The sequence below is a fragment of the Cecembia sp. genome, assembly GCF_007126775.1.
Taxonomy (GTDB): Bacteria; Bacteroidota; Bacteroidia; order Cytophagales; family Cyclobacteriaceae; genus Cecembia.
In genome coordinates this window covers 1-23854 of the sequence record NZ_SLAP01000094.1, presented here as the reverse complement: position 1 = coordinate 23854, position 23854 = coordinate 1, and the positions used below count along the sequence as shown (strand labels likewise).

Annotated in this window: 20 protein-coding genes; 14 read left to right on the top strand and 6 right to left on the bottom strand. The window is 40.0% G+C overall.

Annotated features, from left to right (window positions below; translation table 11 throughout):
* The 6 genes from QZT73_RS05950 to QZT73_RS05925 all read left to right on the top strand — a co-directional run.
* A partial coding sequence (locus QZT73_RS05950) for a LysR substrate-binding domain-containing protein (RefSeq protein WP_291787161.1) occupies positions 1 to 260 on the top strand: 260 nt, incomplete at its 5' end.
* Positions 261 to 620: 360 nt separating this feature from the next.
* Positions 621 to 827, top strand: coding sequence for a type II toxin-antitoxin system VapB family antitoxin (locus QZT73_RS05945; protein WP_291787159.1), 207 nt, complete (start codon positions 621 to 623; stop codon positions 825 to 827).
* Entirely contained in the window at positions 824 to 1207 is a 384-nt protein-coding gene (locus QZT73_RS05940; RefSeq protein ID WP_291787157.1) for a PIN domain-containing protein, read from the top strand. The genes QZT73_RS05945 and QZT73_RS05940 overlap by 4 nt, the downstream gene beginning before the upstream one ends.
* Before the next feature lie 251 nt (positions 1208 to 1458).
* Positions 1459 to 2286, top strand: coding sequence for a helix-turn-helix transcriptional regulator (locus QZT73_RS05935; RefSeq protein ID WP_291787155.1), 828 nt, complete (start codon positions 1459 to 1461; stop codon positions 2284 to 2286).
* A 77-nt stretch (positions 2287 to 2363) separates the two neighbouring features.
* The gene (locus QZT73_RS05930) at positions 2364 to 3668 is read left to right on the top strand and encodes an MFS transporter (protein WP_291787154.1); all 1305 of its coding nucleotides are present in this window, start codon (positions 2364 to 2366) and stop codon (positions 3666 to 3668) included.
* Between the two features lie 135 nt (positions 3669 to 3803).
* Positions 3804 to 5372, top strand: coding sequence for a sugar porter family MFS transporter (locus QZT73_RS05925; protein WP_291787153.1), 1569 nt, complete (start codon positions 3804 to 3806; stop codon positions 5370 to 5372).
* 16 nt (positions 5373 to 5388) lie between these two features.
* Here QZT73_RS05925 and menD read toward each other — a convergent pair whose 3' ends face one another.
* From menD to QZT73_RS05910, 3 genes are read right to left on the bottom strand one after another with little or no spacing between them, the layout of a single operon-like run.
* The gene (gene menD, locus QZT73_RS05920) at positions 5389 to 7074 is read right to left on the bottom strand and encodes a 2-succinyl-5-enolpyruvyl-6-hydroxy-3-cyclohexene-1-carboxylic-acid synthase (RefSeq protein WP_291787151.1); all 1686 of its coding nucleotides are present in this window, start codon (positions 7072 to 7074) and stop codon (positions 5389 to 5391) included.
* A gap of 6 nt (positions 7075 to 7080) precedes the next feature.
* Positions 7081 to 8283, bottom strand: coding sequence for a chorismate-binding protein (locus QZT73_RS05915; RefSeq protein ID WP_291784090.1), 1203 nt, complete (start codon positions 8281 to 8283; stop codon positions 7081 to 7083).
* Between the two features lies 1 nt (position 8284).
* Complete coding sequence (locus QZT73_RS05910) at positions 8285 to 8707, bottom strand: hotdog fold thioesterase (RefSeq protein ID WP_291784088.1); 423 nt, start codon at positions 8705 to 8707, stop codon at positions 8285 to 8287.
* 53 nt (positions 8708 to 8760) lie between these two features.
* Between QZT73_RS05910 and QZT73_RS05905 the strand changes: the two genes are divergently transcribed.
* Positions 8761 to 9390 (top strand): histidine phosphatase family protein, encoded by a 630-nt coding sequence (locus tag QZT73_RS05905; RefSeq protein WP_291784086.1) that lies wholly within the window; start codon positions 8761 to 8763, stop codon positions 9388 to 9390.
* Here QZT73_RS05905 and QZT73_RS05900 read toward each other — a convergent pair.
* From QZT73_RS05900 to QZT73_RS05890, 3 genes are all read right to left on the bottom strand, one after another.
* Entirely contained in the window at positions 9368 to 9793 is a 426-nt protein-coding gene (locus QZT73_RS05900; RefSeq protein WP_291784085.1) for a hypothetical protein, read from the bottom strand. The genes QZT73_RS05905 and QZT73_RS05900 overlap by 23 nt on opposite strands.
* Before the next feature lie 112 nt (positions 9794 to 9905).
* On the bottom strand, positions 9906 to 10670 hold the full coding sequence (locus QZT73_RS05895; RefSeq protein ID WP_291784083.1) for a C4-type zinc ribbon domain-containing protein: 765 nt from the start codon (positions 10668 to 10670) through the stop codon (positions 9906 to 9908).
* A 3-nt stretch (positions 10671 to 10673) separates the two neighbouring features.
* Entirely contained in the window at positions 10674 to 11774 is a 1101-nt protein-coding gene (locus QZT73_RS05890) for a Nif3-like dinuclear metal center hexameric protein (RefSeq protein ID WP_291787149.1), read from the bottom strand.
* A gap of 41 nt (positions 11775 to 11815) precedes the next feature.
* Here QZT73_RS05890 and lpxK point away from each other — a divergent pair, with 41 nt between their 5' ends.
* From lpxK to QZT73_RS05855, 7 genes are all read left to right on the top strand, one after another.
* Complete coding sequence (lpxK, locus tag QZT73_RS05885) at positions 11816 to 12871, top strand: tetraacyldisaccharide 4'-kinase (protein WP_291787147.1); 1056 nt, start codon at positions 11816 to 11818, stop codon at positions 12869 to 12871.
* Positions 12861 to 14825 carry a putative porin gene (locus QZT73_RS05880; protein WP_291784841.1) on the top strand — a complete coding sequence of 655 codons (1965 nt, stop codon included), beginning with the start codon at positions 12861 to 12863 and terminating at the stop codon, positions 14823 to 14825. Before lpxK ends, QZT73_RS05880 begins: the two co-directional genes overlap by 11 nt.
* Before the next feature lie 2 nt (positions 14826 to 14827).
* Complete coding sequence (locus QZT73_RS05875) at positions 14828 to 15439, top strand: tRNA-(ms[2]io[6]A)-hydroxylase (protein WP_291784839.1); 612 nt, start codon at positions 14828 to 14830, stop codon at positions 15437 to 15439.
* A 111-nt stretch (positions 15440 to 15550) separates the two neighbouring features.
* Positions 15551 to 16795: an ABC transporter permease gene (locus QZT73_RS05870; RefSeq protein WP_291784837.1), complete on the top strand. Its 1245-nt coding sequence runs from the start codon at positions 15551 to 15553 to the stop codon at positions 16793 to 16795.
* 12 nt (positions 16796 to 16807) lie between these two features.
* Positions 16808 to 18496, top strand: coding sequence for a GMC family oxidoreductase (locus tag QZT73_RS05865; protein ID WP_291784835.1), 1689 nt, complete (start codon positions 16808 to 16810; stop codon positions 18494 to 18496).
* Positions 18497 to 19042: 546 nt separating this feature from the next.
* On the top strand, positions 19043 to 22171 hold the full coding sequence (locus QZT73_RS05860) for a SusC/RagA family TonB-linked outer membrane protein (protein WP_291787145.1): 3129 nt from the start codon (positions 19043 to 19045) through the stop codon (positions 22169 to 22171).
* Between the two features lie 32 nt (positions 22172 to 22203).
* The gene (locus QZT73_RS05855) at positions 22204 to 23781 is read left to right on the top strand and encodes a SusD/RagB family nutrient-binding outer membrane lipoprotein (RefSeq protein ID WP_291784830.1); all 1578 of its coding nucleotides are present in this window, start codon (positions 22204 to 22206) and stop codon (positions 23779 to 23781) included.
* Positions 23782 to 23854 lie beyond the last annotated feature (73 nt).

Here is a 23854-nt window from a genome sequence, read left to right as displayed (position 1 = left end):
ATAAGATCATGTCCATTTGTGAGGATAGAGGTTTTTCACCCCGCATTACCCACAAGTCTGTACATGCCCTGACCATTTTCAAATTGGTGGAGGCTGGATTGGGAGTCGCCATTGTGCCAACATCCCTACAACAAGGGTATGATCTGAAAGTGAAGTTAATTGAGCTGGATAAAATCAAACAAAAAACGGAATTGTATGCGGTTTGGAAAAAGGGGAATAGGAATCCGGCTGTTGCTAAGGTTTTGGGGTTATTGAAATGATATATACTTCGTGAAATATATTGAAATATGGTAGATATCCGCCACGGCGGACAAGTTAGGTCTACGTCGAAATATTGCAGAGCCAAATCTATTCAGTTAGTGTCTTGATTGTCTGTTCCACTACTTCTTTTTGAATTGAAATATCAACTGTCCCGATTTTATAAAGAATCAGTTTGTGGTCGGCAGTAAACAATTTATTGGATCTGATATAACTCTTCTTCGTAAGTGTACCTCCAATGATTTTGCGATAGTGATAACCTTTAAATATTAGAGTTAACATTACTCAAGCTTATTTTATTTTTTTTATAACTTTCATCTTTATACGATACATCATCGTATTTTTATAAAAAAGATGAAATCATGAAAGTTACAGCAATCATACCTGATGATTTGATAGCCGAAGCGATGGAGCTTTCCAAAGCAGAAACCATCACCGAAACCTTAAAAATTGCTTTACATTCTTATATCCGATCTCAAAAAATAAAAGCATTGGGAGGAATGATATTGAGCGAACCTTTGGAATTTAAATATACGGCCCAAGAACTGCGTGAGTTGAATAGAAAATGAAAGGAGTTGTTTTTGATACCTCAATCTGGATTGAATATTTAAGAGGGAACTCGGAGTACTTTTCAATTTGTCAAGAACTCTTGGAAAACGGAAGAGTTTGGAGCTTAGAGCTGATTTTTGCAGAGTTATTTCAGGGAGCCAAAGGCAAAAAGGAAATTAACATGATCATGGATTTCGTGGCGAATGTTCCATTGATCGATGAGCCATTGCTGATTATTGAGGCAGGAATGCTTTCCAATGAACTTAATTTGATCAATGAGGGGGTTGGCTTGATAGACGCTGTGATCATCCATTCTGTCAGAAAAAACCAGCTTAAGCTTTGGACTTTGGACAAAAAGATAAGAAGGTTAATTGGATATGATTTTTTGTTTAGGGTTTGATATAGTATCAGTCTGAAGACGGGAATTTTTCTGGTTTCTTCGTCGCGGTGAATTTAACCAATGGGTCTTTTTTTCGAGAAAAGACCTTCGAGGTTTTGAAAACCTCAAAGGTCAGCAGTCTAGCATCTCGCCTCTAATTTCTCGCCTCTCTCCAAAATGCCGTGCAAATGTCGGGTGAAATCCTCCCATTTTTCGGGCTATATTTGTAGAAATCAATCCAACTTGCCATGGTCAAACAAAATCTGATGAACATGAAACAACCACTATTAGGCCAGAAAATCCTGGAATGGAGAAGGGCCAAAGGATTGACCCAAGAAGAACTCGTGGAGCGCTGCAATATCAATGTGCGCACCATTCAAAGGATTGAAGCAGGGGAAGTTACCCCAAGGTATTTTACTGTAAAAGCTATATTGGAAGTATTGGAAGTTAGGCCAGAAGAAGTAGAAAATCTTCAGTTGGAAAAGGAAGAAGTGTCCCAACCAAGCAACTTAAATTCTTGGCTCAGGTTTTCCTTTATCGCAGGTATCATATATTTGATCTTGGCCATAGTGGAGTCTGTGATAGATGTTCAGCTTTTTATCGAAAAGTCAAGCTTTTCTGAGGGATTTGGATATTTCTATACAATCCTCAAAATGTCAGTACTGGTTTTCTTCATCCTATTTACAGGGGCATTTTATAAACTGGGACAAGCTTTTTCAAATTTGCTTTTGAAAGTCATGGCCATCTTTCTGATGATATTGACGGGAGCTATCATTCTGGAAGATATTGTGACTTATTGGATGGGAATTGACATTGTTTCCGGACTTCTCTTAAGGTCATTGATGGCAGGTATGGTCTATGTGCTGTTTGCAACAAGTTTTCTTTATCTTTCCAAGGAAAAAGGCACTATGTATATTATTGTAGGTGCTTTGGGTATGTTGACAGGAATCAGTTTTATGACTGTGGTATTCGCTCTTCCGGGACTGTTTTTTCTTACTGTTTTTGAAATTTCCCTGATAGTATTGCTTTACCAAGAATATAAGAAATCTTCTCCTGACAATCCTTTGTCTTTTATTTCTCAAGAAAGGGTTTTTCAATAATTGAGATTTGATCAGGTTCAGTTTACCTTTTCTGCAACTAAGTTTAGCTGGCAGGAAAGGTTTTCTTATTTTTGGCCATGTTCCAACAAACTTTTGTCCCTAAAGCCTACGAACTGATCACTGATGAAGGGGAAGAAAGGGCCTGCGAGGCGATCTCCGAAAAATCCTGCAAAGAAACTCCGGGGAACTTTTTCAAAAATGTCTTCAGTGGATCCCTTTCCAAATTGGCAGAGCAGTTGGTAAGTCCAGGAACAACCTTACCTTGGATTCTGGCAGCTTTAGGCGTACCAAATCTCTTTACCGGGGCTTTGGTACCTATCAAAGATGCCGGTTCTTTGCTGCCCCAACTGTTTGTATCTGCAAAAATCCGGGCTTATGCCATCCGAAAGTGGTTTTGGGTGATTCCAGCTTTGATTCAAGCTTTGGCTTTGTTTGCCATGTCTTTTGTGGTTTTAGGAACTGAGGGGAATAGAGCGGGAATTTTGATTTTGAGCCTCTTGCTGCTTTTCAGTTTGGCAAGTGGGGTGGCAAGCATCAGTTTCAAGGATGTCATAGGAAAAACCATCCCAAAAGGGAAAAGGGGACAGTTGCTGGCTATGCGGTCCACCATAGGGGGTATTTTGACTTTGATAGCTGGTGTTTTTATTCTTCAGGACCTGGAAGGTAGACAGGATCAAAACATGTTGTTTTGGTTGGTGATGTCCGGAGCAGTGCTATGGGTATTTTCCGCCTTTTTGTTTGCTTTGATAGTAGAAGAAAGAGGAGCTACAGAAGGAGGCAGGTCTCCAGTAAATGAAATCAAAAATGCCTGGAAATTTTGGAAAGAAGACAGCAATCTTAGACGCTTTATTTTTACCCGAGGGCTTCTGATGGCAATTCCATTGGCGCAGCCTTTTTTTGTGGTCTTGGGAAAAGAAGAATTGGGCAGCGAAGTAAATAATTTAGGTGTGATGGTGATAGCCGCTGGAATAGCCAATATTATCAGTAGCCCATTTTGGGGCAGGTTTGCCGATCAATCCAGTCGTAAGCTGATGGTCTGGGTTTCTGTTTTGGGGATGGTCAATATTTCCCTGATGGCTTTGTTTCCATTTTGGCCGGAATCTTTGCAGAATATTTACACATTCGCCGTACTCTTCTTGGTTCAGGTGATGGCACATGGAGGGGCAAGGTTGAGCAGGAAAACTTATCTGGTAGACTTTGCCCCGGAAAAAGAGAGACCGCTTTACGTATCTTTGTCCAATACCATGATCGGAATATTCACCCTGATAGCAGCAGGTTTGGGAAGTTTGTCTTCTTTCTTTGGGATTCAGGCAATGCTATTTGTATTTGTAGGCTTGCTTGGCTTGGGACTTTTTTTGGCTTTGAAGTTAAAAGAGGTTTAAAATCACAGGTTTTAAATTTTAGATTTCTGCTGTTGTGTTTTTTGTATTGGTTATTTGGTTTAAGAAATTTATTATAAATTTTATTTTTTTTAAATCAATAAAATTCTGATAATGCAATCTAAATCCAAAATAAATATGGTTAAAACACAGTTCTATACCATAAGGATAGCCTTGATCGTTGCCTTGGGGGGATTTTTGATGGGCTTTGATGCTTCTGTGATCTCTGGAGTCGTTAAGTTTATTGAACCAGAGTTTAGTCTTACTAAACTTCAGTTGGGCTGGTCCGTAGCCTCACTTACACTCACTGCCACATTGGCCATGATGGTTTCCGGTCCATTAAGTGATCGGTTTGGAAGGAGAAAAGTCCTACAATGGGCTGCTGTACTTTTTGCTGTCAGTGCGCTTGGTTCCGCCATTTCTCCTGATTTCCTGAGCTTGGTCATAGCGAGAATGATTGGCGGGTTTGGGGTAGGGGCATCTTTGATTCTGGCACCCATGTATATTGCAGAAATAGCTCCTCCAAGAATGAGAGGAAGGTTGGTGTCTTTCAATCAGTTAAATATCGTGATCGGCATTTCGGTTGCTTTTTTTACAAATTATATGATCCTAAAGCTTGCCGCTTTGGATACAGACTGGGCGATCATTTTGGGTTTCGAAAAATGGAACTGGAGATGGATGCTTGGACTTGAGTTATTGCCGGCCTTGCTGTATTTCGCAGGTTTATTTTTTGTCCCGAAGAGTCCACGTTGGTTGGTGATGAAGGGGCAGACTGATCAGGCTATCATGATTATGAATCAGTTTACTGATGTGAATGATGCGAAAAAACAAATCAATGATGCCGTTAAAAGTATTCATGAAGAAAAAGGGAAGGAAAAAGTAAAGCTAACGGAGTTTTTCAAACCTGCCTATCGCTTGGTCCTGGTAATAGGTATTGTTATTGCCATTTTACAGCAGATTACGGGAATAAACTCTGTGTTTTTTTATGCCCCCATGATTTTTGAACAATCTGGAATAGGTACTGATGCTTCATTTATTCAGGCAATTTTGGTTGGATTGACCAATTTGGCCTTTACCGTGCTGGCAATCTTGTTTATTGATAAATTGGGAAGAAAACCCCTGCTGGTAGGTGGCTTGATTGGAATCGCTTTATGTATGGGGTTGCTCACCTATGGATTTGGAAAGGCTACTTATCAGCTGACGGACGATAAGATGGCAATGCTTCCAGAAGGCTTGGATAGGGAGAGGATTGCTCCCATGGCCGATGTAATCTATGCTGATGATGTCAGTTTCAAACAAGCTTTGAGGAATAATCTGGGAGAATCTGTTGCCCTCGCTTATGAATCTGAGGCCATCACTGCAGCCATTAGCATGAATTCAGCACTCATTTTGATCGGGATTTTGGGTTTTGTGGCTTCATTTGCCATTTCTATTGGCCCTGTGATGTGGGTCTTGTTTTCTGAATTGTTTCCCATCAATATTAAAGGTGCAGCCATTTCTTTTGTTGGGTTTATCAATTCCCTAATCAGCTACCTGGTGCAGCAGTTTTTCCCATGGCAACTGGATACTTTCGGGAGTAGTGTCACATTCTTGATCTATGGTGTCTTCGCAGCAGTGGGCGTGGTTTTTGTCATTTGGGTTGTACCGGAAACCAAAAACAAGTCGCTTGAAGAATTGGAAGCCTTGCTTGTCAAGAAAAAGGGTTGATGAGGGCATTTAAGATTTAAGCATCACTTAAATCCTCTGCAACCTTCTCCTTTACCCATTTCAGAATCTTGGCATTCTGTGTACTATCGGTTTCGATTTCCAAAATTTTTGGATGGATAGATTTGGCATAAAAATCCTTCAATCCCATTTCTAAGCTTCTTTCATCATTGGCCAAATGGTAATCAAAGCCAAAGTCTTTGGCCAGATAACCGGCACTAAGCCTTTGTCTTGTTTCAAAATACTCCTCAAGTTCAGGTTGTTTGGCTGGTCCATCGATCAATCTGAATATTCCTCCTGCATGGTTATTAAGCAGGATTACCCGCAGATTATTCATGGGATAGTTGTGCCAAAAAGCATTTCTGTCATAGAAAAAAGCCATATCCCCAGTAATGAGGGTTACCGGGTCTTTGGTAGTAAAGGCGCATCCTACTGCAGTACTGTTGCTGCCATCTATTCCGCTGGTCCCTCTATTACAGATAATTTCCTGTGCTCTTTGTCCAAAGAAGTTTACATATCTTACCGCCATACTATTGGCCAAATGCAGTTTTGATTGGGCAGGAATATATTTCAGGCAAGTCCCAATGGCCTTATATTCTCCAAAGGGAGCTTGAGTCATCATGGCATCGATCTTGTTTTTGACCTGATTTTCCATAGCTGCCCATTTTTTCACAAAATCCATATCTGACCTTCCCTTTTCCCTAAAAAAATTCAGAAAAGATATGGGTTGACAGGCAATTACTTTTCCTAAAGATTGAAAAGTATCGGGGCTATATCCCTCAGGTTGAATGTACCAGTGCGTGGCCTTTGATTTTCTCAGGAAAAGTTTTAGACTTTTTGAAATGATGGATTTCCCAAAAGATATAATCAGATCCGGCCTTAATGCGTCATGGAACTGAGAATTGCCTATATAGTGATCGTGAAAATTAATGCTTTCAGCAGATTGCAGGTTGGAAATGGTGTCTGTCACTACCACTGCCAAGCCTTGGCCAGCAATATCTTCTATCACTTCTTGGATTTTTTGATTGGGTCTTTGTTGACCTGCTATAATGAGAACCTTGTTGAATTGCGACAGTGAGCTTTCCAGTTTTTGTTTGCTTTCTTGGGAGAGCTGTCCATTTGTTTGGAAATAATCAAAAGACCTTACTTCCTTATCAAATTCAAATTTTTCTCCAATCTCAGGATAAAATGGCTCCCTCAATGGGATATTGATATGTATTGGCCCTGCTGGATACGCATTGGCCATATTCATGGCTTCATTGGCTATCCTATTGGCATGCCATGCCTTGTCAGGATGGCCAAACTCGTCCGGGAACTGGAAAAATCCTTTTACATGTTTGCCATAGATTTCATTTTGACGGATTGTCTGTCCGTCCCATTGATCGACCCATTCAGGAGGGCGATCTGCTGTAAGGATAATTAAGGGAATTTGCTGGAAGTAGGCCTCTGCAATAGCCGGTGCATAGTTGAAGGCAGCAGAACCCGAGGTACAGACCAAAACTACCGGCTTTTCCAGCTGCTGTGCCATGCCCAAGGCCACAAATGCCGCAGCTCTTTCATCAGAAATGGTCCTGCTGTGGATTTCAGGATGTCTGGCAAAAGCCAAGGTTATCGGAGCACAGCGGGATCCTGGGGAAAGAACTGCATGTTTGATTCCTTTTTTGGCGCAGAGGGCCGCCAGATCGATAATGGGCTGAATGATCAATGGGGTTTATTTTAAGTGTTTTCCGATGATTTCACATTTCATTTCAGTTTCCTCCCATTCTTTCTCAGGGACAGAATCTTCTGTTACACCGGCACCGGCATACAAATAGGCCTCATTTTCTGTGAGTCTTGCTGTACGTAAATTGACATAAATGCAAGTCTCCCCTTCAATATTTACAGGGCCTATAAAGCCGGCAAAGAGGGAGCGATCCAACTTTTCATATCTTCTTAGAAAATCAAATGCTTTGTTGCGGGGCATTCCACATACAGCAGAAGTTGGTTGGAGCAATTTAAGCATCACAGAACCCAATTGGGGGAAATTGGTTGCTTTCATATCTACTTTGAAATCTGATCTCAAATGCAAAAGGTTACCGGCCACCACGGTTTTTGGCCCCAATTCCTCATACTCCCTGAGTCTTATTTTTTTAAAACAATCTACAATATACCTGCTTACCAATGCCTGTTCCTCTATTTCTTTCTGGGTCCAAGCAGCGTTTTTCATGGGGTTATCTCCTTTGGCCTTTTGGGTTCCTGCCAAAGACATGGTAAAAAAAGCATCCCCTTTTGTCTGTATCAGGATTTCGGGCGAAGCGCCCAGCCAGGTCCCTACACCAGGTATATGGAAAAAGTTGATGAATGCGTTGGGATAGGAATACAATAAACTCTTAAGGGAAAGGATCAAATCAAAATCTTTGCCCAAAGCCTTCTTCTTCAGTCTTGCAGGTACAATTTTAACGAGTTGCCCGCTCTTAATCGCCTGAATTCCTTCTATTACCAACTCAATAAAGTCTTTTTTAGAACATGCTCGGCTGCTCTTTGGGTCCAAATCTTCATCTGATTTGACAAATCCCTGCCGGATAGCTGCTTTTATCAGGTCAGCATCCAGTGTTCTTTTAAGAGGAGCTATCTGATCAGCCTGTTCTTCAAACGGAATAGAGAGGTCAATTTGAAAATAAGTATCCGCTTCCAAGAAAAAAGCTTTTCCGTCCACCTGGTCTTCAAAAGGGTGGACAATAAAACCTGGAGATTGGTCTTCAATATTCAGTTCAACTCTTTTAGGTTTTTTTTGTCGATCAATTATGATCTCAAGTACATTGGATTTAGGTTTTCGCCAAAGAGCTATATGATTTCCTTCTTGCATTTCCAAGGCTATCAGGCAACCCAAGTAATATTCTAAGTTCCAAACGGCTATATCTACTGCTTTTTGCATGTTATTTTTTATCCAAAACGGCCATGGTAATTCTACTGATGCAGCTTAAATCACCGGATTCTGTATATACTTTAATTTCCCAAACCTGAGTTTTTTTTCCCAAATGAATAGGCTTGGTAATTCCTCTTACCAATCCACTCTTTACGGATTTGAGGTGGTTTGCGTTTATTTCTAAGCCTACACAATATTGATTTTTTCTATCTACGGTCAATGTGGCAGCTACACTTCCCAAAGTTTCAGCCAATACCACATTTGCCCCACCATGTAACAGTCCCAAAGGTTGTTTGGTTTTGTCAGTCACGGGCATAGTAGCCTCCAAAAAGTCTTCACCTATCTTGGTAAATTGTATGTCCAAAAAGTCGGTCATGGTATTTTTCCCCCAGTTATTGAGGGTGCTGAGGTCAAGGTTTGGGGGAAATATCATGTATTTTAGGATAAAAGTCTTTTCTTTGGAATCGCAAACAAAAATAAAGAATCTTGGTAAGTAAAAAAATTTACCTTGTCCGACACGGTCAGACTGATTATAATCTCAGGGGAGTGGTTCAAGGAAGTGGTATAGACGCGCCTTTAAATAGAAACGGGCAGCGTCAGGCAGAAGCATTTTTTGATTTTTATAAAAATATACCTTTTGAAAAAGTATACTACACCGGACTTCAAAGAACAAAACAGTCTGTTGATGGATTTTTGAAGCTAGGTATAGCCCATGAAGCTGTGCCAGCACTCAATGAAATTTCATGGGGAAGGTATGAAGGGGTCCCGATGACTCCTGAAGAAAACAAATATTATGAACACATGTTGGAGCAATGGTCTTCAGGCAATTTAGATTACGCCATAGAAGGGGGAGAAAGCCCTAATATTGTTGCTAAAAGACTGAAAAGGGGAATTGACTATATCCTTGCTCAACCAGAAGAACTGATTTTGATCTGTATGCACGGAAGGGCAATGCGGGTCCTACTTAGCATTATGCTTGGTTACGACCTCAGGCATATGGATCTATTCAAACACCAAAACTTAGGGCTATATGTACTCCATCAAAATGCTTTAGGTGCTTTCAGAATAGAAAAATACAATTCCGGAGAACACCTTAAGGAATTGGAGTTGTTTTGAGTGCTTTTGAAGATTTCTTATTCTTGATAAGCTTTTCTTCATCAAGGGATGAAAGCAGGTAATTGAAAGTGTTTTTGGACTGATCCAAGTCAATGATTTTTAAGGCAATGTCTTGTAGGGGAACTACTGTTTTGTTGTTGAGCCTTACAAAAATATAGCCTAACTGGCACTCATCAAGATTATCATAAGGTACTTTCACCAAAATTGCCGCATCAGAATTGCCAGTGTAAGCCTTAGTTTTGAAAATATTCATCAGGCTCATTTCTATATAATCGGTACTGGTTTTGTGATTTTTTAGTTCGGACTTGTCAAAAAGAACCAAAAAAGTCTTCTCTCCCGGGTTATTTGCAAAGCCCAAGGTGTAAACAAATAGGAATAATATGATAAAGAGTGACTTTTTCATAAGGGGAAAGCTATGAAATAAATACGTGGTATGCAAAAAATTGTTTGAAATCAATATTTCGTATCAAAAAAAGAAAAAAGCCCGAATAAATCGGGCTTTAATTTTGTATTTGTTAAGCTCTGCTTCTTTTTTTCTTTACTGGTTCTTCCTCGATTTCGTCTTCTACTCCAGCGAATACCCTTCCGCAATGCTCACAGACTATGAGTTTTTTCTTTTCTCTTATATCGGCCTGTCTTTGTGGTGGCACCACATTAAAACAACCGCCACATGCACCTCTTTTTACCATAACCACAGCCAAACCATTTTTGGCATTGTTGCGGATTTTGGTGTAAGACTTATACAGCCTATCTTCTATTTTTTTGACAGCTTTTTCTCTGTCTGACTTTAACTTGTTTTCCTCTGTTTCACTTTCTGAAACTATGGTTTTCAACTCATCTTTTTTATTGGAAAGGTCTTTTTGTCTTTCTTTTAGATGATCATTCAGTTCTTCAACGTCAACATTCTTCGTTTCGATTTTAGCTTGGGCTTCACCGATTTTCTTTTTGGAGACTTGAATTTCCAGGTCCTGCAATTCCAATTCCTTGGTGATGGCGTCATACTCCCTGTTGTTTCTGACATTCATCTGCTGTTCCTGATATTTTTTAATCAGCTTTTCAGATTCTTTAATATTCTCTTTGAATCTTTTGATATCATCCTCTAGTGAAATGATATCGTGATTGAATTTCTCTAGTCTCGTCTCGTATCCTGCTATTTCATCCTCAAGGTCTTGGACTTCTTCTGGAAGGGCTCCTCTAACTTTAAAAATTGCGTCGAGTCTGGAATCTAATTTTTGAAGGTTTAATAAACCGTCAAGCTTTTGTGCAACTGTACTTTCCATGTACTATAGGTAAGTTATGGGATTCGTAACTACTTTTGTCAAATAGAGTGCAATATTAGTAAATTTTTGCGACAATATCTCCACCAATAATTCTTTTGTGAAAATTTCACTTTCATAATGCCCGATATCGCATACAACAATTTGATTTTCAGCATCAAAGAATTCATGGTATTTGATGTCTGAGGTGATAAAGATATCTGCCCCCGATCTTTTTGCCTGTGGCAAAAGAAAAATCCCCGCACCACCACAGACAGCTACTTTCTTAATCGGTTTTCCAAGAAGCTGGGTATGCTTGATGACATGAAGTTCCATATTTATCTTGAGTGCTTTCAAAAACTCTTGTTCATCCATTGCATATGGTAAATCTCCTAGCATTCCTGCTCCTACCAGTTGATTTTCATTTTCAAGCCTCTGCAGAAAATAAGCAACTTCTTCATAAGGATGCGCGTGCTTCAGTGCGCTTAATACTTTTCTTTCTAATAAAGAAGGCAATAAAACTTCAATCCTCACTTCCGGTTCTTCATGTGGATTTCCTTTTGACCCTTTGTGCGGGTTGGCTTGGTCTGATGGAGTAAAGGTCCCCTTCCCGGAAGCGGTAAAACTACAGCCAGAATACTCACCTATTTCACCCGCTCCTGCTTCGAAAAGTGCAGAAAGGACCTTTTCTTTGTCTTCTTCGGGGACGAATGTAACTAGCTTTGAAAGGAGTGCTTTTTTGGGAACAAGAACTGAGGTGTTGACCAAGCCTATTTTATCAGCAATTTTTTTATTTACGCCATGAGCTACATGATCCAGATTAGTGTGAATTGCGTAAATAGCGATGTCATTTTTGATGGCCTTTATTACTGTCTTTTCTACATAGTTTTTCCCAGTCAGGCTTTTTAACCCTTTAAAAATAATTGGGTGATGGGCTACAATCAGGTTGCAGCCCAAAGAAATGGCTTCTTCTACAACTGCTTCTGTGGCATCCAGGCTGCATAAAATCCCTGTCACATTGTCCAAGAGGTTTCCGGTTATCAAACCTGCATTATCATAAGATTCCTGATAGGAGGGGGGAGCGACTTTTTCAAGGTAAGAAACAATGTCTTGGATCGTGTAAACCATAATTTTTATTTTACTTTGTCCAAAATTAAGAAATTTAACCGATGCGCTGGTATAGGCCCTTGCTTTATCCCTTTTCTTTGCTCTATGATGGTGTGACAGCTTTACGCAATATCATGTTTGACAGGGGCATTAAGCGAAGTACGGTTTTTAGTGTGCCTACAATCGTCGTAGGAAACCTTAATTTGGGAGGTTCCGGAAAGACACCAATGGTGGAATTGCTTATTGGACTTTTCCAACGAGATTATCAGCTAGCGACATTGAGTAGGGGTTATGGGCGTAAAAGCAGTGGATTTATACTTGCCGAAGAACACTTGGGCCCTAAGGATATTGGAGACGAACCTTTTCAGATTTTTTCAAAGTTTGGTAATCAGGTAACCGTTTCTGTAGGAGAGGACAGGGTAATGGCGATTACTGAAATTATGGCAAGGAAACCAGAGACGCAGTTGGTTCTATTAGATGATGCATTCCAGCACCGTTATGTAGCGGCTGACTTCTATATCCTTTTGACCACCTTTCAAAAACCATTCTTCAAAGACAAGGTATTGCCCTTGGGGACGTTAAGAGAAAACGCCAAGGGTGCTCATAGAGCCGATTTGGTGGTAGTGACAAAAACTCCTCCTGGGATTGAAAAAGAATTGAAAGATGCGTACTGCTCCAAAATAAGAAAATATTCGGATGCCAAAATATGTTTTGCAGAAATAGGATATGGACAGCCTTATCCCTTAAATCCAAGATTCTTACAGGAGAAAAAAAAGGTGGTTTTGGTTTCGGGAATAGCCAATGATGACTTGTTGTTCAAGCAGGTAAGCCAGGCGTACGAAATTATAGGAAGATTTGATTTTGGAGATCATCATCATTATCAAATAAAGGACCTGGAAAAAATTAGACAAAAGGCAGGAAACCTTGAAGATACCATGATTTTAACTACGGAAAAGGATGCTGTAAAACTTAAAAATTCCGCATTCGATAAATATTTGTCAGAAATTCCGATTTTTGTGCTACCCATCAAAATAGAGATGGAAAAAGAATGCCTTTCTTGGCTAACAAGTAAAGTAGAAACTATAGTTGGGGAAAAATCCGGGGTCAGTGAAAATTAGAATAGCTGTATTTTTATGTTTAATGCTGGGATTATCTGAAGTTTTCGCTCAGAATCCTACCAGGCCTATCCAAAGGCAACAGCGGGAAATACCACCAGGTATGCAGGACCAGCGGCAGGGTGCAGAGCAAGAGGGCCAGAGGCAGGCAGAAGATGGGGGGAGGAAAAAACTCATTGATGATTCCACAAAAATGGTTTTTGGTCCTAGAACCAGTTTGTACTTTTACGAGAAAGATGTCCGGAAAAACAGGCTTAAGAAATATGAAATAGATACCCTGCTCAATAATTTCCATTACTATGAACCTGTAGCCAAGACAGGATGGATGTATCAGGATTTAGGGAATATTGGCAGTGCTGCCATGCCCATTTTTTATGAGGTACCAAGAATGATTGGAACTACCTCAGGATTTCATGTATACGATTTGTATTTCAATGCCTCGGACAGCATGAAATATTTTGATACCAAATCACCCTTCACCCAGATGAATGCATTTTGGGGTGGGGGAAACAGGAATATGCTGGATCTGGCATTTTCGAGGAATGTCAACCCAAGATGGAATGTGGGTTTCAACCTGAATACTATAAGGGCAAGGAAAACGCTGAACCCCAATGCAAGGGATGACAACTTGACGGATCAAAACAGTTATTCCTTCCATACCAATTACAGGTCAGAAAATGAAAAATACTTCCTATTGGCCAATTTTTCAAGGATGAAGCATAAGGTCAATGAACAAGGAGGTATTGTCCCTGAAGAATTTGATGAGAATTCCATTCTTTTTGCCTATGAAGACGCCAAGGTTTGGCTGAGAAATGCCCGTGCCACAGACCTTAGACAAGAAGTTCATCTTTACCATGAGTACGAATTGGTCAAGGGCTGGCAGGTATATCATATTTTCGATAGGAAAAAACAAGAGGTTTCCTTTTTCGCCAACCTGAATACTTCGGACTCTTTATTTTTTGTCAATTTTAATCCTGAGCGTTTTAACAACCAGGATACCACCCGAAACCTGAATACTTTTACGGAATGGAGAAATGAGGCAGGTTTCAAAGGGGATTTAGGCCCTGTTTTTTATAAAGCTTTCGTAAGATTTCGATCAGGCAGCATGAGAAGCCCTACTTTCAATGCACCCAACAGGTTCAATGAGCTTTTTTTGGGTGGTGCTTTAAGGGGGGAAATCAACGAACAGTGGCGTTTTGAAGCAGAAGGAGAATATTTACTACCAGGTGCTTTCAGGGTTCAAGGGCTATTTATCTCCCCCTGGCTGGAAGCTTCCTATACCAAGGCAATATATAAACCGACCTCCATGCAGATGATGTATTTCGGAAATCATCATCAATGGACCAATAATTTCCGCAATGTAGGAGTAGATCAGGTAAAAGGTATGGTGAAACTTGATTTCCCCAACTGGGTCCTGAGGCCTAACGTAACCATAAACAGGATTAACAATTTTGTATTCTTTGATGAACAACAGCAGGCAGCTCAGGCTTCTGGAGATGCCTTTATGTTGATACCTGGATTGAAGGCATTGTTCAATATCCGTAAAAAATTGTTTTGGGAATCTGAAGTCAATTACACCCTCTTGTCAGGATCTTCTGCGGATAATTTCAGAATCCCCGATTGGGTAATAAATTCAAGGATATATTACGATAGCCCATTATTTAATGATAACCTTTTCATACAGATTGGTTTGGAGGGCAGATACAGAGGAGATAATTTTGCGATGAATTATAATCCTGCCATGCAGCAGTTTTTCCTCCAAAATGATTTCAATGTCTTTGCATATCCAGTGGTTGATTTCTTTTTGAACGCAAGGATTAACCGAACCAGGATTTTGGTAAGGTTCAATCATCTAAATATTAATATGTTAGAGCAGCCAGGTTATTTCGTTACACCCTATTACACTGGATTAAGAAGGGTTCTGGATGTAGGAATTAGCTGGCCATTATTCGATTAATTATGAGTTGGGAGGAAAGCACCAAACAAAAGATGTTGCATCTGAAATTACCCACAGATCCAAGATGGGTAAATATAGCGGAGATGAGTATAGGAGATATTCTTGTAGATCATGCTTATTGTGAGCAAAAGGCAGCTTCGTCCTGTATTTCTCTGATTGTCAATTTTTTTGATTTTCCGGAATTGGTCGAAACGCTTACCCCTGTAGTAGCTGAGGAGTGGGGACATTTTGAGCGGGTTATGGATCATTTGAAGAAAAGAGGATATGCCTTGGATAAGCCTAGAAAAGATGAATATGTACTGAAACTTTCCCAATTTGTAAAAAAGGGTGGGAGTAGGAAACAGCAATTGACAGAATACCTTCTCATGAATGCATTGATAGAAGCCAGAAGTTGTGAACGGTTTAAATTACTCTCGCAGGCCATCAAGGACGAGGAACTGAAAAAATTCTATTTTGAACTGATGGTTTCTGAAGCTGGTCATTATGTGAACTTCATTGAATTGGCCAGGAGTATTTATGATTTGGAAAAAGTCAATATACGTTGGGATGAATGGTTGGCCTACGAGGCAGAGGTTATGGAAGGCTTGGAACTGAGAGGTGATCGGATGCATTGAGATGGGGTAGTAATAAAATTGCAGTTAGATTAAAATAATTCATGGAAGTTTTTTAATATTAAATCTTTTTACAAAGTTATTTACCATTTATTGTTCCAATTCGGACAAAACATGAATCTGATCGAAAATATAAAGGAGGCATTGAATTCGGTAAAGGTCAATTTACTGAGGACCATATTGACAGGGACCATCATTGCCATTGGCATTACCTCTTTGGTGGGAATGTTAACTGCAATTGACGGAATAAAGGCCCAAATTGAAGATAGTTTTGCTGGTCTGGGTGCCAGTAATTTTGATGTGCGTTCCAAAGGAGCTTCCGGAGGTCCTGCAGTACAGGATGGAAGGGCCCAAAAAGTTTTTCCTATTTTAAATTATAGGGAATCCATAAAATTTCAAAATGAGTTCAATACCGTAGCACCAAGCACCGTATTCATCACAGTTACCGGAGCTGCAGAAGTGAAAAGGGGTTCAAAAAAATCCAATCCAAATGTAAGGTTAACAGGTGTGGATGATCTATACTTCAATATCAAAGGGATAAAAATAGAAAAGGGTAGAAATTTCAGTAATACTGAAATCCAATACGGTAATAATGTTTGTATTGTAGGGACTGATATTATAGAAACGCTGTTTGGAAATGATGAAGAACCATTGAACGATTACATCACCGTTTATGGCAGGAGGTATACGATTATCGGTATTTTGGAAAAGCAGGGTGGTGTCGGAGGTGGGCCAGGGCCCGATAGAGCAATTTTTATTCCTGTTGAAAATGCCAGTAGACTGGATACGAGGGGGACTTTTCGGTATACCTTAACGGTAAGTGGATCAGACCCACTGAAGATGGATTACGAAATGGGACAAGCTACCGGAGTGATGCGAAAGATCAGACAAGATAGGGTAGGAGAAGAAGATTCATTTGAAATTGTAAAGAGCAGATCTGTTGGTGAAAGTTTGGAAGAAGTTGCTGGTTACCTCAGGATAGGTGGCTTTACTATTGGTTTTATTACCCTACTTGGTGCTGCTATCGGTTTGATGAACATCATGATGGTTTCTGTTACAGAGAGAACCAGAGAAATCGGTATACGCAAAGCCCTTGGGGCAACCCCATTACGGATTAGACAGCAATTTTTGATAGAAGCTATTGTAATTTGTATTTTAGGAGGCATATTGGGAGTTATTTTGGGTATTGGAATTGGTAATATTGTGGCCAATGCCATAGGACCGGGAGGTTTCCTGGTCCCTTGGTTTTGGATTTTTATTGCTTTTATTATTTGCATTATTGTTGGTCTGGCTTCAGGATATTTCCCTGCACGAAAGGCAAGTAAATTGGATCCGATTGAGTCCTTGAGGTATGAATAAAAAAAATGATCAATGAAAGACCATGTCTTTGATGCCATTGTAATAGGTTCAGGAATAAGTGGCGGCTGGGCTGCCAAGGAATTATGTGAAAAGGGATTGAAAACTTTGGTGCTTGAAAGAGGAAGGAATGTGGAGCATAAAAGGGATTATCCCACGATGCTTTCAGCACCTTGGGAGATGCCTCATAGAAATCATGTCCCATTGAGTGATAAAATAGAGAACCCTGTTGTTAACAGGTGTTACGCTTACAAAGAAGATACCCAGCATTTTTTTGTAAAGGACAAGGATCATCCATACATTCAGGACAAACCTTTTGACTGGGTGCGTGGATATCAGGTTGGTGGTAAGTCTTTGATTTGGGCTAGGCAAACCCAGCGTTGGAGCAAATATGATTTTGAAGCGCCTGGGAGAGATGGGTTTGCAGTGGATTGGCCTATCCGCTATGAGGATATTGCGCCATGGTACAGTTATGTCGAAAAATTTGTTGGCATCAGTGGAAATTATGATGGTGTTGAGACCTTGCCTGATGGTGAATTCCTTCCAGCTTGGGAAATGAATTGTGTCGAAAAGGTAATTAGGGATCGGATTTTGGAATCTTACAAAGACCGCCATGTCATGATCGGTCGTTGTGCGCATTTGACTGAACCTGCCGATCACCACTTGAAAATGGGGAGAGGCCAGTGCATGGCCAGAAACCAATGTTATAGAGGTTGTCCTTTCGGGGCTTATTTTAGTTCCAATTCTGCTACTTTGCCAGCTGCAGCGGCAACGGGGAATTTAACTGTTCGGCCAGACGCGGTGGTTCATTCCATCATTTATGATGATGCGAAAGAAAAAGTTACTGGGGTGAGGATTGTTGATGCAGAAAGCAAAGAAGTATTGGAGTATTTTGCAAAAGTGATTTTTTTAAATGCATCCGCATTAAATTCCAACCTAATTCTTCTCAACAGCACTTCGAATCGATTCCCAAATGGACTGGGCAATGACAATGGTTTATTGGGAAAGTATGTGGCGTTCCATAATTACCGGGGTAATATTTCGGCTTCTTTTGATGGCTATGAAGATAAATACTATTTTGGAAGGAGACCTACAGCGGTAATGATGCCCAATTTCAGAAATGTTAAAAAGCAGGAAATGGATTTTTTAAGAGGCTATATGACCTTCTTTACTGCAGGAAGAGGAGGTTGGGGGGGAGCAAGAGAAATCCCGTTTGGTCCTGATTTCAAAGAAAAGAACTCTGAGCCTGGTCCTTGGCACGTCTTTATGATGATGCAGGGTGAAACTATTCCAAAAGAAAGCGGTCAAGTGGCCTTAAGTTTAGACCAAAAAGACGAATGGGGAATTCCTTTATTGAGAGTCAGTGTGGATTACGACGGTAATGATGAAAAAATCCTGAAAGACTTTTTTGAGCAGGGTTCAGAGATGTTGGAAATCGCTGGTTGCAAGAATATACGTGCCAATGATACCCAACAAGCACCTGGTCTTGATATTCACGAAATGGGGGGTGTGCGCATGGGGAGAGATCCGCAAACTTCCCTTTTAAACGGCTGGAATCAGATGCATCAGGCAAAAAATGTTTTCGTCACCGACGGGGCATGCATGACTTCAACAGGAACCCAGAACCCATCTATTACTTATATGGCTTTGACTGCTAGGGCTGTAGATTATGCTGTCAAGGCATTAAAAGTAGGAGAGGTTTAAATCCAAAACAGGCATTAATATTATACTTGCAAAAAGCCATCCCTTAATTTGAATTAAATTTCCCGAAGTGGCCAAATGGTTTTATTTCTAACTTTTTCGGCAGCCCTTATTTTATAGACTTGGGGAAGATTTTTTTATTCTATAATCCTGCTTTATAGAATTTTTTAGTTATATATATTTTTAGTGAAAGGTGTTCTTGGAAATTCAAGAATTAGAATTAAGGGCAATTTTTATCAGTTTTATTTAATTTCATATATAAAAACAGGCAGTTGATTAATAAAAAAATTAAAGAAGTTTACTTTTTAATTTTAAAATATTTCTTATGTTTATTTAGATAGATTAAAAAAAATTCTTTTAATTCCGCTTATATAATTTTTTTTTCAATAAAATTATTTACATTTAATCCTGTAAAAAGTCCGTTGGTAATGCTTTTAATTCTAATTAATGTGCATTTATATTGATAGAAATTTGATCAATAAGCAATTTTAGTCAATTTAATTCTTTAACAGAAACATCTAGTTAAAAAAACCTTCTTAATTAAGTTTTATGAAAAAAGTTGTACAAATTATGTTCGTGGCACTGCTGGGGTTATTTCTCCATCAAGAAGCTTTGGCTCAGTCCCGCGTACTTTCAGGGACAGTAGTTGATCCCTCAGGAGAGCCCATTCCAGGGGTCAACATCTTGGATAGACAGGCAAATGTTGGTACCACCTCCGATTTGGATGGTAGGTATTCTATCTCGGTGACAAACAACACAACATTGGTATTTTCTTTCATAGGATTTTCTCCACAGGAAATATTGGTGGGAAACAGATCCGAATTGAACGTAACCTTGGACGAAGACATGTCAGATTTGGCTGAAGTAGTAGTGACCTCTTTTGGAATGGAAAAGGATAAAAAAGCACTAGGTTATTCAGTCACACAAATTGGTGGTGAGAAATTTACCGAGTCCAGGGCTATTAACTTAGGAAATGCTTTAACAGGTAAAATTGCCGGGGTAAATGTTTCACCTCCAGCTACTGGAGCTGGTGGATCTACAAGAGTTGTCATAAGGGGTGGTTCTTCTTTAACAGGTAACGACCAGCCTTTATATGTGGTAAATGGTATGCCTATTGAGACAGGGAATCTTGGGAGTGCTGGTATGTGGGGTGGTAATGACGGCGGTGATGGTTTAGCATCGATTAACCCCGATGATATTGAAAGTATTTCTGTTTTGAAAGGTAATGCAGCTGCTGCCTTATATGGTGCCCGTGCGGCAAATGGTGTGGTTTTGATTACGACCAAGTCTGGTAAAGCCAGAAAGGGTATTGGGGTTTCCTTGAATAGTAATATTACTTTCGATAGGGCATGGGATCTGACAAATTATCAAAGAGTCTATGGTCCTGGTAGAGATGGTGTTAGGCCTTTGACTGCTGATGAAGCAATTGAAATTGGTCAAGGTCATTGGGGATCTAGGTACGATGGTACACCTTCTATACAGTTTGATGGCGTATCAAGACCCTATGCCCATACTGGAGAAGGCATAAACGATTTTTATAGAACAGGAATGACTTTAAATAACTCTGTTGCTTTGAGTGGGGGTAACGAGAAAAGTACTTACAGATTTGCATACTCTGATCTGCAAAATGAAGATATCATGCCAAATGCAGGCTTCAAAAGGAAAGTCCTTAATGTCAATATCAATAGTAAATTAGGGGAAAGATTAACACTTGACTTTAGTGGACAGTACTCCAATCAAAATGCGAAGAACAGACCAAGACTTTCAGATTCACCTGGAAACGCAAATTTTGCTGTTTTGAATAGGCCAGGTAATCTTCCATTCTCTGCCATGAGAGGGCCAGGAGAAAAATTGGGAGCACAGGAAAATTTAACAGAATTGCGGTATCAACAAAATGTGTTTCAAACTAACCCTTATTGGGCAGCACACCAATTCTACAGAGAAGATGTTACAGATCGGGTTTTAGGGCAGGTATCTCTAAAGTATGATCTTACTGATTGGTTGTACATTATGGGCCGAGCAGGTACAGATTTTCAAGCAAGGACTGATGATTCGTCTGAACCTTATGGAACTGCATACAAGCCACTTGGTGATTATAACGTCACGAAAAGAACCATTAGAGAGGATAACTTGGACTTGTTCATAGGCGCACAAAAAGACATAGGAGATTTCTCCATAGATGCGATGATAGGTGCCAACAGAATGAGAAGATCGATTGAAGGGTTAAGAGGGGGAGGAAATGAACTGGTAGTTCCCTTTTTTCATAGTGTTAGAAATGTTGCTAATCCGTCCGTCGGATATGATTTCTCCGAGTGGGGGATAAATTCATTTTTTGGATCGGCTAATCTCGGATATAAAAATTTCTTATTTGTGAATTTTACTGCCAGACAAGATCAGTTTTCCACACTGGCTCCAGAAAACAGCAAGCTATTTTATCCATCAGTAGGTACTAGTTTTGTATTAAGTGATGTGATTGAAATGCCTAAGGCCATCACATTCACAAAATTAAGGGCTTCTTGGGGCCAAACAGGTGGTGGTGCACCAAATCCATATGCACTTAACCTGACCTATGGATTGGTAGGAGCCGGACATTTGGGAGGTAGCCTTGGACAGATCAATAATGGATCAATTCCAAACGACGGACTTCAGCCATACTTGTCTACAGAATACGAATTTGGAGCTGATTTGAGATTTTTCGATAACAGATTAGGCCTTGATGTCGCTTATTATGAAAGAACTACAACCAATGACATTTTGGCAACAGGTATTTCAGCAACATCCGGTTTTGGTTCTACCATAGTTAATATAGGTGAATTAAGAAATAGAGGAATTGAGTTGTTATTGAATGTAACGGCAATTCGTAGCAGGGATTTTCAATGGGATTTCTCTTTGAACTATGCGAATAACCAAAGTATGGTTCTCAGTTTGGGGAATAATGCAGCGGGCGATCCAATTGAATTCATCAACTTGGATGAGTCTAGATTAAGAAGGGAAAGAATCCGTCATATTGTAGGTCAGCCTCTTGGAATGATTGCAGGGTTCAAGCATTTAACAATTGATGGTCAGAAAGTGTATGATGATGATGGCTTACCTGTCTGGACTGACGGATTGGAAACATTGGCTGAAGGTAGACACCCTGTATCAGCTGGATTATCCAATAATTTCGCTTACAAAGGATTTAGATTGATGGTGTTGTTTGATATGAGATATGGTGGCAGTCTAGTTTCCGGAACCAACTTTTTTGCATACTCAAATGGTTTGCACCAGGAGACATTGGTTGGGCGTGAAGGAGGTCTGTCCGTGTCCGGGGTTACAAGAGATGGAGAGGCGAGGACCTGGAATATTCCCGCTGTAGCAGGAGACCCTGACAACTATTGGTTGAATAACTACTATTCTAGATATGCTCAAGTTACAGAGAACATTGTCTATGATGCTTCTTTTATTCAGCTTAGAGAACTGTCTTTTGGATATACCATTCCAAGAAGCTTGTTGGCGAAAACCCCATTTGAGTCGGCATCAATCTCATTAGTCGGCAGGAATTTAGCGTTGCTTTGGTCTAATGTTCCAAATATTCATCCTGAATCCGCTTATACGGTATCAGGAAACGCTCAGGGCTTGGAATTCTTTGCAATGCCGGTGACAAGAAACTTTGGTTTTAATGTCAATTTGAACTTCTAAGGACACTGTGAAATATTAAAATGAAAAAAATTATGAAAGCAATACATAAAATAACAGGCCTTTTATTAGCAATATCATTGACATTTACTTCTTGTGATGAACAAGAACTGTTCGATATGAATATCGATCCAAATGCGGTGACAGAAATGGATATGCAGTTTTTATTTTCTTTGGCTACTTTAAGAATAGCTGGTGAATACGAAAATACCCGTGCAAACATGCTTTATGCTGCACCCATGATCCAGCATACTGCCTCTCTCGCGGGTTATTTTAGTGGAGATAAGTATTTCTACAATGCACAATACAGCGGCGCTTATATGGAAAGGCATTACACAGATGTGATTCGTTTGTATTCCCATGTTATTAGCAATACAGAAGGAATTGCCTCCGAAGCCAATTTAAATGCTGCTGCAACTGTTATGCGCATATTTGATTTGCATAGAATGACTGATTTGTATGGCGATGTTCCTTATTTCCAAGCAGGAAGGGGATTGGAAGGCGAAGAAAATTGGTTCCCTGTTTATGATAATCAAAGAGATATTTACTACGACATGGTAGACAAGCTGAAAGCAGCGAGAGATAGTTTTTCACCAACTGCAAGAAGTCTTGGTGTGCAGGATTTCATGTATGGAGGAAATATCGATCAGTGGAAGAGATTTACCAATTCTCTTTTGATGAGGATAGCAATGAGAATGAGTGAGATTGATCCACAAAAAGCGCAAGAGGTTTTTGTTGAGGCCAATAACAGTGGAGCTTTTACATCAAATGCTGATAACGGTTATATCCAGTTTACAACAGGCCCTTTTGGAGTAAACAGAAATGGACTGAATGACGGTTATTGGAATACTTATAAATACTCCAGAGATTGTAAGATCAGTAAAACCTTTATGGACTGGATGAAGGATAATAACGACCCAAGACTCATGATTGTTTCTGGGGGTTTGGGGAACCCTGAAGCAGATCCATCAACTTGGAATACTGATCCTGCGGCACAAAGGGGAATGCCCAATGGATATAATTCTGCTACCCTAAGAAATGTTTTGACCCCAGAAGAGGTTGCGGAATTTGATTCCCCAGGAGTTGGGAATAGGATGTTTTCCATGCTTAATTTGAAATACCTGGATTGGGAAGATCCATATTGGTTGATATCTTATGCTGAAGTGGAGTTGATGAAAGCAGAAGCTGCAGTTTTAGGTTGGATTGGATCTGATGCCAATGTTCATTTCGCAAATGGAGTTGCTGGGGCAATAAATGCTTGGGTGGATTTTGATCCATCATTTGCAAGATCAGTGAATGAAATCAATACTTATATCGATGGCAGAGGATTTGCAGCTGCCTCCAATGAAGATAAATTAAGGCTTATTGGAGAAGAATACTGGGCTGCCACGTGGTTGAATGATATAGAATCCTGGGCCAATTGGAGAAGAACAGGTTATCCTGTATTAGAACCAACCCAAGACCCAAATAGATTCGAAGCCAATGAAATTCCAAGAAGGCTTCGCTATTGGGAGGCTGAAATAGGTGCAAATCCAGACAATTATGAAGCTGCAAGAGCTAGAATTGGTGGAGACTTCCTTATGACCAAAGTTTGGTGGGATGGAGGTAATTGATTATGAATAAATTGAAAAAATTATTGATCTATTAAATTAAGACTAAAAAAGGGGCAAGAGCCCCTTTTTTAGT